We start from the raw sequence: 13,052 nt of genomic DNA on the forward strand, positions 1-13,052 counted from the left end.
CACGTGCAGCCGAAACGGCGACTCCTCGGGGTTCGGGGGTCATCCGAACCACTCGCTGCCTCACCGCCGAGCCCGAGAGATCGTGGACGCGTTACGCACCCTCGGGCGACGCGCGACCATCATCGATCACCGGCTCGCTCGCAATGGTGCGTCCAGGTCGCCGGATTTCCAACTTCGGAACGAAGATCGGCGGATGCCGATGCCGCCGACGCGCTTAAGCCCGCACGACGCGGATGTGCCGCCCTGCCGGGCTCGGCAGCTCCTTGGCGAGGGTCCGCTCGGCGATCGGCGGCTGGACTGCACATCGGTATATCATGCCGACGACCGGCGTAGGCACGCCTCCGATCATGGTCGCTACCGGCTCGGATCCGGCCTCGACGATCGGACCGCCCCGCACGATCCCGGCGGCAAGGATTTTCCGGGTTGAGTGCGCACCCGTCTAGGGAAGTGCGACCGACACCCCATCTACCTCTCTGACGTCGCAATCGATCAACCGCATCGCCGGAACCTCCCGCGGGTTCGGGCGCTGGAGCAGCCGATGACCCGCACCCCGTTTTTTCCGAAATTCTCCGACTTGCCCGCCGAGATCCCGATCTTCCCCTTGCCCGGTGCCGTGGTCATGCCGGGAGTGCAGTTACCGCTCAATATCTTCGAGCCACGTTATGTCAAGATGGTGATGGATGCATTGGCATCGAATCACCTCATCGGCATGATTCAGCCCACCAGCGAGACCATGACCGACGAGGTCCCGGAGATCCACCGGATCGGCTGCGCCGGTCGCATCACCTCCTACAGCGAGACGACGGACGGCAGAATCGTCTTGGTCCTCACCGGGGTGTGCCGTTTCCAAGTCATCAGCGAGATCGCCGAGGAGCATGGCTATCGTCGGGTGCGCGCGGACTGGGAGCGGTTCGCGGCGGACTATCAGGAGAACGACTCTGCGATCGCGGATCGCAAAGGCTTCTTGACCTCGCTGAAGGCCTACTGCGCACTGCGCGGCGTCGAGGTCCCCTGGGACGATGTCGAGCAGATGGCCGACAAGGACCTGACGAACCTCTTGTGCGCCCATCTCCCGTTGAGCCCGGAGGACAAACAGGCCCTGATCGAGACCCTCCCGACGGGCGACCGCGCCGCACTGATGCGCGGACTTCTCGATATGGCCGCGGCGGCGAGCATGGATACCGCCGAGCACCGCCACTGAGCCGTGTCCGATCGGGGGGTCTTTACCGTCGGGAGTCGGCGCGGCCAGGCATCCGCAAACGACCCTCTAAACCGCGTCTTACCGAGATCGAGGACATCTCCAAAGCCAAACGCAAAATGAGAATGACGCATTTCGCTCCGGACGCGGTTTAGTGTCGCGGTTCAGAGCGTCGGAAGTCGATGCAATCACAGTGGCGCCAGATCCAGGGCCATTCCCTGTGTCGGCGCCGACGACGAGAGGCAGGGCTCCGATGAGAACGGGGTTGAAAAACCCTGATCGGAGCCTAGTTCGCAAGATTGGCAAGTCGTTAACGAAGAAGGGGCAAAACTCATGGCTGTAACACTGACCGAAGCCGCGGCGAAACACGTCGCCGGCATGCTCAGCAAGCGTGGACACGGTGTGGGACTGCGCGTCGGCACACGCAAGAGTGGCTGTACCGGATTTGCTTACGATGTCGACTACGCGGATGCGGTCGATCCGGTCGATCGGATCTTCGAGAGCCACGGCGTGAAGGTCGTCGTCGATGAAGACAGTCTCGGCCGCATCGACGGCATGGAGATCGATTTCGTGCGCTCCAGCCTGCTCAACCAGGGGTTCGAGTTCCGCAACCCTAAGGTCAAGGATACCTGCGGTTGCGGCGAGTCCTTCAGCGTCTAAAACGCGTCCGGAGCGTCATGGCAAGCTCTGGCGTCGACTCGGATCAGCAAGCTTCAATCGGAGTGGTCGGCATCCATGCTCAACGACGAAATGACCGAGATCCTTGAAAACTTCGAGCTTCTCGGCGATTGGGACGAGCGCTATCAATACCTGGTCGAGATCGGCGAGCGCATGGCGCCGATGCCGCCCGAGGACAAGACCGACCGTAATCGGGTCATCGAGTGCATGAGTCTGGTCCACACCGCCGCACACCCGAGCCCGGAGCAACCCGGACACCTGGTCTTCAGGGGCGATTGCGACACCGCGATCATCAAGGGTGTCGTCGCCCTTTTGGTCGGCCTCTTCTCCGGAAAACGTCCCGAGGAGATCGAGGCACTGGATGTCGAGGAACTGTTCGAGGCGCTCCGGCTCCAAGAGCACCTGAGCCCCAATCGGCATGTCGGTGTTTACGCCATCGTCAACAAGATGAAGGGTCAGGCCAGGTCTGCGACCTGCTGAGATCCGAGCGCCATCCGCTTGATTGCCCTACGGACACGCTGCCGGGGCGCGTCGCGTCTCGGCGGCACCTGTCCGATCCGTTTGACGTCGGATCCCGCACAAGCCGCTGTGCGGCGCGCCGGCGGGGGGCACGGAGCCGCTGAGCACGCGCCCGCCCGACAACATGGATTCGATGCATGCCATCCTTATCACGTCTTGCCCGTCCGCTCGCCTTTTTACCTTCGTTATCATCGCGACCCTATCGGCGCCGAGTCCTGCCTCTGCCGTCGCCGTCCTGGTCGCGGACGTCCGAGCGATGCCGTTGACCGAACGGGTCGAAGCACTCGGAACACTGAAGGCAAACGAGTCGGTCAACATCACCGCGAACGTCACCGAGACCATCTCGGCGATCCATTTCGACGACGGCCAACGCGTTGAAGAGGGCGACATCCTGGTCGAGCTCACGAGCGTCGAGCAGCACGCCCTACTCGACGAGGCGCGCGCCCGCGCTTACGGCGATCGGGTTTTCGAGGGGGTGGTTCGCGGGGTCGACAGTCGCGTCGACCCGGTCACCCGAGCCATTCAGGTCCGAGCACTCATCCCCAACCCGGAGCGCACGCTCAAGCCCGGGCTGCTGATGCAAGTCGAGCTGCTGGTGGATCCGCGCGACGGATTGGTGGTACCGGAGGCCGCGATCCTTCACCAAGGCCAGGATCACTTCGTTCAGGTCATCGTGGAGGGCGACGAGGGTCTGTCCTCCGAGCGCCGTCAGGTCCGCATCGGAACACGCAAACCGGGACTCGTCGAGGTGCGTGAAGGGCTCGCGCAAGGGGATCGCGTCATCGTGCACGGTCACCTCAAGGTTCGACCGGGGCAGCCTGTCGAGATCCCGGGCACACATGACGACCCGATCGATCCGCCGCCGGTCAAGGAACCGACCACATGATCCTTTCCGACATCTCGGTGACCCGCCCTGTTCTCGCCACCGTCCTGTCGCTCCTGCTGGTCGCCTTCGGGCTGGTCGCCTTCGATCGATTGCCGTTGCGCGAGTATCCGGACATCGACCCGCCGGTCGTCTCGATCGAGACCGTCTATCCGGGCGCCGCGGCCAACGTCGTCGAGACGCGGATCACCCAGCTCATCGAGGACCGCATTGCCGGGGTCGAGGGTATCCGCACGGTCGAATCCGTCAGCGAGGACGGACGCTCGGCGATCACGATCCAGTTCAACATCGACCGCGACATCGACGGGGCGGCCAACGACATCCGCGATCGCGTCTCGGCCGTCCTCGATCAGCTCCCCGCCGAGGCGGACCCTCCGAACATCCAGAAGGTCGACAGCAACGAAGACGTCATCATGTGGCTGAATCTGGTCAGCGACCGCATGAGCGTCCCGGAGTTGTCGGACTATGCGCGACGTTATCTGGTGGATCGGTTCTCGGTGCTGGACGGGGTGGCCCGCATCCGCGTGGGCGGGAATCAGGTCTATGCGATGCGCGCCTGGCTCGACCGCAACGAGCTTGCCGCGCGTGGCTTGACGGTCGCGGATGTGGAGGCGGCACTGCGCGCCGAGAACCTCGAGCTGCCGGCCGGCGGCATCGAATCGGTCGACCGCCAGTTCAGCGTGCGCATGAACCGCACCTTCAAGGATCCGGACGACTACAGTCAGATCGGGCTGATCATGCTGGTCGGACTTGCGGCCACACTCTTTACCCTATTCGTCGTCCCGGTCGCCTATGACCTGCTCGCCCGCCACACCGGGTCCCCCAGTGACGTAAAACGACGGCTGGAACGCGAAATGGATGCAGAAAAAGGTTGAGACAAGACGGATCAGCCGGCAACCTCGATCAATGCCCGGACCGGGCCGAAGCTGCGTCTGTGCTCCGGACAGGGTCCGAGTCGGCGCAGTGCCTCGATGTGGGCACGGGTGGGATAGCCTTTGTGCCCGGCAAAGCCGTAGCCGGGAAAGGTCCGGTCCAGTTCGCACATGAGCCGATCGCGGGCAACCTTGGCGAGGATCGAGGCGGCGCCGATCGAGGGGACCAAGCCGTCGCCGCCGATCACGGCGCGAGCCTCGCAACCGACGTCGGGGCAGCGGTTGCCGTCGACCAGAACACGTCTAGGTCGGATCGACAAGGCCGCGACCGCACGCTGCATCGCCAGCATAGACGCCTGGAGGATATTGATCCGGTCGATCTCCTCTGCGCTCGCCCAAGCGACGGCCCAAGCGAGAGCGCGTTCGCGGATCTCGAGATCCAAGGCGTCGCGCCGCGCCGGGGTCAGTTTTTTGGAATCGTCGAGGCCCTGGATCGGGCGAGCTGGATCCAGGATCACCGCCGCGGCGCTGACCGGCCCGGCAAGTGGTCCCCTCCCCGCCTCGTCGACGCCCGCGACCCATAAAACCGCGTCCCGTGTGATCAACGACGTTTGCCCCATATCCGCATCGTCGAGGCCATCAAAGGCCTTTTACTCGACGCGGCTTTAAACCGCGTCCAGAGCGAGATGCTCACTTTCGAGTGAGCTCGAAGTTTGGTGAATCCACGACCCTTAGCGGGGGACGCGGTTTAAAATTTTATATTTTTTAATACTTTAAACCGCGCCGGCTCCAGCGGCTCTGAAATCCGCCGGGGCCGATCCCATCCAAAAACATCGCATACCGCACTGGGCGCGGTTTAGTGAAAAAAGCCCAAACATTCTTGAATCGCGTCCCCGCCGGGGCCGCTGGAACATTCAAGGGTGAATCCACGACACGACTGCACGGACTGTATCGGACGCAATTCAATCCCCGATCAATTCAAGGACTGCCTGCGCCGCGCTCGCAGCGGCGTCCTTTCGCAACCAAAGATGGATCCGCCGATACTCGGCCTGGATCTCGGCGACGCGCTCCGCATCGTCCAAAAACGCCAGAACGGCCGGCGCCAACAGGTCGGCGCGACAGCGGTCTTGGATGAACTCGGGCGCCAGCTCCTTCTCGGCCAGAAGATTGGCCATGGCGATATAGGGTACCTTGACCAGACCGAGCTGTTTGACCAGGTGATAGGAGATCGGGTGGACGCGATAGGCGACGACCATCGGGCGTTTGGACAGGAGGGTCTCCAGGGTTGCCGTGCCCGAGGCGGTCAGCACGACATCGGCCGCTGCGAGGACCTCGCGGCTGCGCCCGTCGACCAAGCTGATCGGGAGATCCGGGGCAATCTGCGCCAGGACTTGGCTGAAGTGCTCGCGCAGCCGGGCGTTGACCAGCGGGACGACAAACCGCAGGTCCGGGCGGGCGGCAAGACACCGCGCGGCGGTCTCGATGAAGGGCCCGGCCAGACGCTCGACCTCGCCCATCCGACTGCCGGGCAGCAGGGCGACCAAGGATCCGGACTGCGGCAGACCGAGGGCATGCCGCGCACCGACCCGATCGATCTCCACCGGGATCTCGTCTGCAAGCGGATGACCGACATAGCGTGCCGGCACACCGTGCTCGCGCAGGAAGGTCTCCTCGAACGGGAAGACGCTCAGCATCAGATCGACGGAGCGGCGGATCGACTTGACCCGACCCGGACGCCAGGCCCAGACGGTCGGACTGACCATGTGGACGGTGCGGATCCCTGCCCCGCGCAGTCGGCGCTCGAGACCGAGATTGAAGTCCGGTGCATCCACGCCGATAAAGACATCCGGGGGATTCTCGACGAAATAGCGCACCAGCTCGCGTCTGAGTCCGAGGAGCTCGCGGAGCTGGCCGAGCACCTCCATCAGCCCCATCACGGAGAGCCGTTCCATGGCGAAGAGGGTCTCGCAACCCTCTTCCTGCATCCGGGGTCCGGCAACGCCGACGAAGCGGACCTCAGGGACGCGTTTGCGGATCTCGCGCGCCAAAGCGGCACCTAAGATGTCGCCCGACGCCTCGTTTGCGACGATCCCGATCCGCACCATCAACGCACGATGCTGCGGCTGCTGTCGCCGATGAAGTCCGCCATGGCGGCGATCTCGGGAATCTCCGAGGACATGCGATTCAGCTCGACGATCGCCTCGGCCAGCTTCAGGTTTCCCATATAGAGCGTGCGATAGGCACGCTTGATCGCTTGAATGGCGACGTCTGAGAAGCCGCGGCGGCGCAATCCCTCGGCGTTGATTCCGCGGGGCTCGGCCGGGTGCCCGCCGACAGTCACGTAGGGAGGAACGTCCTTGCTCAGAACCGATCCCATGGCACAGAAACCATGGGCGCCGATCCTGCAGAACTGGTGGACGATGGTGAAGCCGCCGAGGATGGCCCAGTCCTGGATCTCGACATGTCCGCCCAGGGAGGCTGCGTTGGCCATGATGACGTTGTCCCCGATACGGCAGTCATGTGCCACGTGGACATAGGCCATGAAGAGATTGTCGTTGCCGATCCGGGTCACGCCCTTGTCTTGGACGGTGCCGCGATGCAGCGTCGTGAACTCGCGGATCTGATTGCGATCGCCGATCTCCAGGCGCGTCGTCTCGCCGCCGTATTTCTTGTCCTGGGGGTCTTCGCCGACGCTCGCGAACTGAAAGACGCGATTGTCCCGGCCGATCCGAGTCGGCCCCTTGATCACGGCATGGGGGCCGATCCGGCTCCCTGCACCGATCTCGACATCCGGGCCGATGACGGCGAAGGGGCCGACCTCGACATCGGAATCCAGCGCCGCCCCCGGATCGACCAAGGCGGTCGGGTGAATCAAGCGGTGAAGTCTCGAGCCGTACACATGATCTCGGCGCTGGCCACGAGGCGATCGTCCACGCGTGCCTCGCCGTCGAACTTCCAGATCCCGCGACGCACGGGTCCGAGCTTCACGTCCAGAATCAACTGATCGCCCGGCTCGACGGGACGTTTGAAGCGCGCCCTGTCGATACCGACAAAGTAATACAGCTTGTTGCCGACCTCGTCCGGGCGCGACGCCATCGCCAACAATCCGGTCGCCTGCGCCAGCGCCTCGATGATCAAGACGCCGGGCATCACCGGGCGCACCGGGAAATGCCCCATAAAGAAGGGCTCGTTGTAGGAGACGTTCTTCAAGGCGATCAGATAGTCGTTCACCTTGTAGTCGATGACCTTGTCGACCAATAGAAAAGGATAGCGGTGCGGCAAGAGGCTCAGCACCTTATGGATGTCCATTGTGCTCACGACGTCCTCCGATCGATCAAGACGCAAATCAGAATCCGTCGGCATGGAATGCGATCCCTCCATGCTAAGTAGCCTCCCGCCCAGTTGTTTCGTTCATCGTATCGATACGTATCTCAAGTTGTTTGATGCGTCGCGCCAGCTCGTCCAGATGCCTGAAGCGAGCCACGTTGCGTCGCCAATCCGCGTTCGGCATGGCCGGAATCCCGCTGCTGTAGGCACCGGGCTCCGTGACCGATCGCGTCACCATGGCCATTCCCGTAAAGTGAACCCGATCGGCGATTTCCAAATGACCCGCCATCCCGACGGCCCCCGCAATCGTGCAGTTCCGGCCGATTCGGGTCGAGCCCGAGATCCCGGTGTTGGCCGCCATGGCGGTATTCTCGCCGATCTCGACGTTGTGGCCGATCTGGATATGGTTGTCCAGCTTCACCCCGTCGCCGATCAACGTATCGCCGATCGCACCGCGATCGACCGTCGTGTTCGCGCCGATCTCGACATCGTCGCCCAGGATCGCGCGCCCGATCTGCGGAATGCGCACCCATCGATCCCCGTCGCGCGCGAAGCCAAAGCCGTCCCGCCCGATGACGCTGCCGGGGTGCAGCAGTGCGCGTTTGCCGACAAGCGTTCCCGAGCAGAGCGTCACGCGCGCGACCAGCCGACTCTCCTCGCCGACCCGGACCCCTTCACCGAGGATACAGCCGGGTCCGACAAACACGCGCGGCCCGACAACCACACCGGCCTCCAGAACACAGGTCGGACCGATCCATGCCGTCGGATCGACACGCGCCGTCGGATCCACGACAGCACTGCGGTGGATGCCGCCGACGATCGCCGGTTGCGGGTACAAAATCCTCGCCGCCATCGCAAACATCAGGTAGGGGTTGTCGCTCAGCAGGACCGGCACCCGACAGTCATCGGCGTCGGCTTCCGAGAGGATCACACAGCCCGCCCGAGTGTGTTCGAGATGGCGCCGGAAACGTGCATCGCCGAGGAAGCTGAGCCCGGTTGCGTCGGCGGACGTCAGCGACGCGATACGGCAGACGCGCGCATCGCGGTCGCCCCGCAATGGAACGGCCAAACGGTCCGCCAATTCGCCGAGCGAGATCTCCAAGGCGTCACCAACCGCGCCGCATCGGTGCCGACGAAATCATCACTTGTCGCCGAACTCCTGCTTGAGTCGCTCGATGACTTGCGCCGAGATATCGATGCGTGGGCTGAAGTACACCAACCCTTCGCTGATGACGAGATCGATCTCCTCCTCCTTGGCGACCTCGACGATCACCTCGCGGACCTGCAGGGCCAGCTTGGTACGAAGCTCGTTCTGCCGCAACGCGAAGTCTTCCTGAAACTCATCTCTCGCATACTTGAGCTTGCGGGTCCGACTTCGGATATCGTTTTGCAGGCGCTGAATCTCGCTTTCGCTCATCAAGGCGCCTTCGCGCTCCAGGCGGCCTTGCAGCGCGGAGATCTGATCCTGCTGCTCGCGCAGTATCCGCTCCCGATCCTCGACCTCGCGCTGGAGCGCCGCTCGGGCAGCCTCGTATTGCGGCGACTGCTCGACGACAGTGTTGGGGTCAACCACCGCGATCCGGTAATCGGATGCGAGCACGAGGCTCGACACCAGGATCAACGCGATCGTCGACGACCAAAGTACAGCTAACCTCACGATTCGACTCCCTTAGAAGGTCTGTCCGAAACCGAATTGGAAGACCTGGGTGTCGTCTCCCTCTTCTTCGTTGAGCGGAGCCGCCAGACTGATCGAAAGGGCACCGATCGGCGACAGCCAGGTCGCCGAAACGCCCGCCGAATAGCGCAGAGCGCCGATATCGAAACCGGTGGGCTCGATGAGATTCGAGCCGTTGGTCTCCCACACGTTGCCGAAGTCCAGGAAGGCCCCGAGTCGCAGGGTCTTGCTGAGCTGCGGTCCTCCCGGTGCCGGCGCAAAGAGCTCGAGGCTACCGGCCAACCTGAAGTTACCGCCGACCGGATCGTCGTCGCCGATCTCGCGCGGGCCGAGCGAGTTGGCGACGAAACCGCGCACGGACCGCGGACCGCCGGCGTAATAGTTCTCGAAGAAAGGCAGCGCGTCGGTCTCGCCGTAACCCTCGCCGTATCCGACATCACCACTGAGGGACACCACGAACCGGGAGGTCAGAGGGACGTAGAGCTGCTCCTGGTAGGTGAGCTTATAGTATTGAAGATCGCTTCCGGGGACGGAGAGGTCTGCCCTGAGCACGCGCAATCCGCCCTTGGTCGGGAAGATCGCGGTATCTCGGCTGTCGTTCGTATAGCTTGCCGACAGGATAAAGTCATTGAAGACATTGCCGTTGTCTTCGACGAACTGTTGCGCCAGCTCGGAAAAGTTGCCGGCGATGAAGTTCGTATACTGATAGCGAACACCGAGACCGGCGCGGCTGGTCTCGGAGATGGGCAGACCGAAGTTCATGCCCAACACGCCGACATCGGTCGAGTAGTCCGCACCGATCAGCTCGTCGAAATTCGTTTCGCGATAGGCGATGTTGAAACCTCGACTGATACCATCCACGGTATAGAAGGGGTTGGTGTAGGCGATCTGATAGAGCTGGGTCGCTTGACTCGTGTTGACTCCGAACGAGACACGCTTACCGGTACCCAGGAAATTGTTCTGCGTCACGCTGGCGTTGAACAGGATCCCCTGCGACTGGGAGTAACCGACGCCCGCCGAAAGGTTTCCCGCGGGTTTCTCGGTCACCGTCACATCGACATCGACTTGGTCGGCCGAACCGGGTACGGCGGGCGTCTCGATGGTGACATCCTCGAAGTAGCCCAAACGCTGGAGCCGCTCACGCGACTTGCGGACCAGCTCGGCCGAGAACCAGGCCGACTCGAGCTGACGCATCTCCCTGCGCAGAACCTCGTCGCGAGTTCGGGTATTGCCCTTCATGTTGACGCGACGCACGTAGACGCGCTGTCCGGGATCCACGAAGAAGGTCACCGTCACCGTGCGCGCCTCCTCGTCGATCTCGGGGATGGTGTTGACGTTCGCGAAGGCATAGCCGCGATCGCCGAGCAGGTTCGAGATCCGCTCCGCACTTTCGGTGGTCGCACGACGCGAGAAATAGTCGCCGCGCGCAAGCTGGATCAGAGGGAACAGCTCCTCGGCCGGGATCGATGGCTCGCCCGCAAGCTTGATGTCGCCGATCCGGTAGGGTTCACCCTCGTCGATGACGACGGTGATATAGATCTCTTTCTTGTCGGCGCTGATGGAGACTTGCGTCGAGGTGATGTCGAAACGAATAAAACCGCGATCCAGATAGAAGGAACGCAGCGCCTCCAGATCACCGGCGAGCTTCTGCTTGGAATACTGATCGTTCTTGGAATAGAACGAGGTCCAGCCGGTCGTGCCGAGCTCGAAGCGCTTGAGCAGCTCCTTTTCGGGGAAAGCTTCGTTGCCGATGATGGTGATCTGCTTGATCCGCGCCGTCAGCCCCTCGGTGATCTCGATGCGAACCGCGACGCGGTTTCGTTCGAGCGGCGAGACCGTCGACTGAATCAGCACGCCGTATTTGCCGCGGGAGAAATACTGCCGCTCGAGCTCCTGCTCGATCCGATCGAGGACCGAGCGATCGAAGACGCGTCCCTCCCTGAGCCCGATATCCGACAAGGCAGCCGTCAACGCCTTGGTGTCGATATCGCGATTGCCGGTGATGTCGATCGAGGCGATCGCCGGTCGCTCGCGGACCCAAAGAACGAGGACATTGCCCTCGCGCTCGACGCGCACGTCGTCGAAGAAGCCGGTTTGGTAGAGCGAGCGAATGATCCCGCCGGTGACGCCGTCTCCGACCGTATCTCCGACCTGCACCGGAAGATAGTTGAAGACAGTGCCGGGTGCGATCCGCTGCAGGCCCTCCACGCGGATGTCGGCGATCTGGAACACCTCGGCCGCGACCGGCATGTTGATCGCCAGCAGGAGGGTCATCAGAGCGAGCTGCCGACGTGCGCAGCAACGGAGCATCAGAGGTATCGCGCGCAAGACAGGGTCCCCTCGATCAAGCCGAAGTCTGCGGCGCAGTCGGCGTTTCAGGGTCGCAAGTATAAGGGATTCGCCACGCCTAGCCCAATAGCCGAGCGAAATCCAAGTAGAAGGCCAGCGACATGAGGGCGGCCAGGAGAACAAGGCCGATCTTTTGGCCCTGCATCTGTGCCTCCTCGGAGAGCGGACTGCCCTTGACCCACTCGATGAAAAAATACAACAGGTGCCCACCGTCGAGTATCGGCACCGGCAGGAGGTTCAGGATGCCGAGGCTGATGCTCACGATTGCAAGGAATTTCACGAAGGATTCCAATCCATAGCTCGCGGTTCGCCCGGCCGTCTCGGCGATCGTGATGGGACCGCTGAGATTTTCCACCGAGGCCTGGCCGATCAACATGCGCCCGACGACCCGCAAGGTCATGACGCTCATGTCGACGGTCTTTGAGACGGCCCGATCAAGTGATTCGACGGGACCATAGCGGACCTTGACGCTGTAGTCGTCCATCAGACCCTCCGGAACCAGCACACCGGCCCCGATCCGACCGATGGTCTTCTCCTCGACCTGCGTCGATCGCGGCGTCATGCTCAAGGTAAGGCGCTCGCCGTCGGCGCGCTCGATTTCGACAGCCAAGGTCTTGTCCGGATGCTCCTGCACCAAGCCGACCCAGTCCTGCCAACCTTCGATCGAGCGGCCAGCGGCAGACAAGATACGATCGCCGGTCTGCAATCCGGAGTCCTCGGCCGCTTCGCCGGGGACGAGCTCGCCGATCACGGCGGGCAAGGTCGGACGCTTGGGAGAAAGGCCCAGGCGTCCGAGGAGGTCCGGCTCTTCGGCGAGACTCCGCACCGCGTCGGAGGGGATCCAACGCGTCATCTCGAAACCCGAGGCGTCGCGCACCTGAACCGCCAGCTCTCGCCCGTCGAGCGATTTCCCCACAAACGCGATCAGGGCCGTCTCCCAACTCCCCGCCTCGCGGTCGCCGACCCGGATCAACTCGTCGCCGGATTGAAAACCGGCCGCGGCAGCGATCGATTGGGGCTCGACGACGCCGACAATCGGCCTCAAGCCGGAATCGCCGGACATAAAAATGGCCCAGTAGGCGAAGATCGCGAAAAGAAAGTTGAACAGAGGGCCGGCGACGACGATCGCGGAGCGCTTCCAAAGCGCTTGGCGGTTGAAGGCAAGATGCGCCTGTGCCGCCGGGACCTCCTCTTCGCGCTCGTCGAGCATCTTGACGTAGCCACCGAGGGGGATGAGCGCGAGGACATACTCGGTCGCATCGGGATGACGCTGAACGCGCAGCAAGGGCCGACCGAAACCGATCGAGAAGCGCAGCACCTTCACGCCCAAGCGTCTGGCGACCCAAAAGTGCCCGAGCTCGTGCACGGCGATGAGGATCGCGAGCGCGACGACGAAAGAGCCGATCGTAAAGAGGATGTCCATTTAAATCGCGTCCGGAGTGGCGAATGAGGAAGGAGTTGCGGGCAACGGCTCCGGCCATCAACGGCGATCGGAGTGACGCGATTTAAGTCTTTAATTTTAAATCTTATTTAAACCGCGTCGGCGACGAC

The 13,052-nt window shown here is 62.9% G+C and carries 12 protein-coding genes and 1 pseudogene; 5 read left to right on the forward strand and 8 right to left on the reverse strand.

Annotation, left to right across the window (positions count from 1 at the left end):
• The first annotated feature begins 538 nt into the window (after positions 1–538).
• From KFB96_RS05160 to KFB96_RS05180, 5 genes and pseudogenes are all read left to right on the forward strand, one after another.
• Positions 539–1,201 carry an LON peptidase substrate-binding domain-containing protein gene (locus KFB96_RS05160; protein ID WP_213459558.1) on the forward strand — a complete coding sequence of 221 codons (663 nt, stop codon included), beginning with the start codon at positions 539–541 and terminating at the stop codon, positions 1,199–1,201.
• A 330-nt stretch (positions 1,202–1,531) separates the two neighbouring features.
• Positions 1,532–1,858 carry an iron-sulfur cluster assembly accessory protein gene (locus KFB96_RS05165; protein ID WP_213459560.1) on the forward strand — a complete coding sequence of 109 codons (327 nt, stop codon included), beginning with the start codon at positions 1,532–1,534 and terminating at the stop codon, positions 1,856–1,858.
• Positions 1,859–1,933: 75 nt separating this feature from the next.
• Positions 1,934–2,356 carry a SufE family protein gene (locus tag KFB96_RS05170; protein ID WP_213459561.1) on the forward strand — a complete coding sequence of 141 codons (423 nt, stop codon included), beginning with the start codon at positions 1,934–1,936 and terminating at the stop codon, positions 2,354–2,356.
• Positions 2,357–2,651: 295 nt separating this feature from the next.
• On the forward strand, positions 2,652–3,281 hold the full coding sequence (locus KFB96_RS05175) for an efflux RND transporter periplasmic adaptor subunit (RefSeq protein WP_366931532.1): 630 nt from the start codon (positions 2,652–2,654) through the stop codon (positions 3,279–3,281).
• Positions 3,278–4,003 (forward strand): annotated as a pseudogene (locus KFB96_RS05180) (efflux RND transporter permease subunit); the annotation flags it as partial. The gene KFB96_RS05175 and the pseudogene KFB96_RS05180, both read left to right, overlap by 4 nt.
• A 161-nt stretch (positions 4,004–4,164) precedes the next feature.
• Here the strand turns inward: KFB96_RS05180 and rnhB are convergent.
• From rnhB to rseP, 8 genes are all read right to left on the reverse strand, one after another.
• Positions 4,165–4,770 carry a ribonuclease HII gene (gene rnhB, locus KFB96_RS05185; RefSeq protein WP_213459565.1) on the reverse strand — a complete coding sequence of 202 codons (606 nt, stop codon included), beginning with the start codon at positions 4,768–4,770 and terminating at the stop codon, positions 4,165–4,167.
• Between the two features lie 342 nt (positions 4,771–5,112).
• The gene (lpxB, locus tag KFB96_RS05190) at positions 5,113–6,255 is read right to left on the reverse strand and encodes a lipid-A-disaccharide synthase (RefSeq protein WP_213459910.1); all 1,143 of its coding nucleotides are present in this window, start codon (positions 6,253–6,255) and stop codon (positions 5,113–5,115) included.
• The gene (gene lpxA, locus KFB96_RS05195; protein WP_213459567.1) at positions 6,255–7,025 is read right to left on the reverse strand and encodes an acyl-ACP--UDP-N-acetylglucosamine O-acyltransferase; all 771 of its coding nucleotides are present in this window, start codon (positions 7,023–7,025) and stop codon (positions 6,255–6,257) included. The genes lpxB and lpxA overlap by 1 nt, the downstream gene beginning before the upstream one ends.
• On the reverse strand, positions 7,022–7,531 hold the full coding sequence (fabZ, locus tag KFB96_RS05200; protein ID WP_213459569.1) for a 3-hydroxyacyl-ACP dehydratase FabZ: 510 nt from the start codon (positions 7,529–7,531) through the stop codon (positions 7,022–7,024). Before fabZ ends, lpxA begins: the two co-directional genes overlap by 4 nt.
• 1 nt (position 7,532) lies before the next feature.
• The gene (gene lpxD, locus KFB96_RS05205) at positions 7,533–8,579 is read right to left on the reverse strand and encodes a UDP-3-O-(3-hydroxymyristoyl)glucosamine N-acyltransferase (protein ID WP_213459571.1); all 1,047 of its coding nucleotides are present in this window, start codon (positions 8,577–8,579) and stop codon (positions 7,533–7,535) included.
• Between the two features lie 39 nt (positions 8,580–8,618).
• Positions 8,619–9,134: an OmpH family outer membrane protein gene (locus tag KFB96_RS05210; protein WP_300971320.1), complete on the reverse strand. Its 516-nt coding sequence runs from the start codon at positions 9,132–9,134 to the stop codon at positions 8,619–8,621.
• 12 nt (positions 9,135–9,146) lie between these two features.
• Positions 9,147–11,426 carry an outer membrane protein assembly factor BamA gene (bamA, locus tag KFB96_RS05215; RefSeq protein WP_300971321.1) on the reverse strand — a complete coding sequence of 760 codons (2,280 nt, stop codon included), beginning with the start codon at positions 11,424–11,426 and terminating at the stop codon, positions 9,147–9,149.
• Positions 11,427–11,559: 133 nt separating this feature from the next.
• A complete protein-coding gene (rseP, locus tag KFB96_RS05220; protein ID WP_213459575.1) occupies positions 11,560–12,924 on the reverse strand; it encodes an RIP metalloprotease RseP in 1,365 nt (454 codons plus the stop codon).
• Between the last annotated feature and the right edge of the window lie 128 nt (positions 12,925–13,052).

Source organism: Thiocapsa sp. (assembly GCF_018399035.1).
GTDB lineage: Bacteria > Pseudomonadota > Gammaproteobacteria > Chromatiales > Chromatiaceae > Thiocapsa.

Coding starts and splice junctions, on each gene's coding strand:
- KFB96_RS05160 (WP_213459558.1), top strand. CDS start 539: ATGACCCGCACCCCGTTTTTTCCGAAATTCTCCGACTTGCCCGCCGAG.
- KFB96_RS05165 (WP_213459560.1), top strand. CDS start 1,532: ATGGCTGTAACACTGACCGAAGCCGCGGCGAAACACGTCGCCGGCATG.
- KFB96_RS05170 (WP_213459561.1), top strand. CDS start 1,934: ATGCTCAACGACGAAATGACCGAGATCCTTGAAAACTTCGAGCTTCTC.
- KFB96_RS05175 (WP_366931532.1), top strand. CDS start 2,652: ATGCCGTTGACCGAACGGGTCGAAGCACTCGGAACACTGAAGGCAAAC.
- rnhB (WP_213459565.1), bottom strand. CDS start 4,770: ATGGGGCAAACGTCGTTGATCACACGGGACGCGGTTTTATGGGTCGCG.
- lpxB (WP_213459910.1), bottom strand. CDS start 6,255: ATGGTGCGGATCGGGATCGTCGCAAACGAGGCGTCGGGCGACATCTTA.
- fabZ (WP_213459569.1), bottom strand. CDS start 7,531: ATGGAGGGATCGCATTCCATGCCGACGGATTCTGATTTGCGTCTTGAT.
- bamA (WP_300971321.1), bottom strand. CDS start 11,426: ATGACCCTCCTGCTGGCGATCAACATGCCGGTCGCGGCCGAGGTGTTC.
- rseP (WP_213459575.1), bottom strand. CDS start 12,924: ATGGACATCCTCTTTACGATCGGCTCTTTCGTCGTCGCGCTCGCGATC.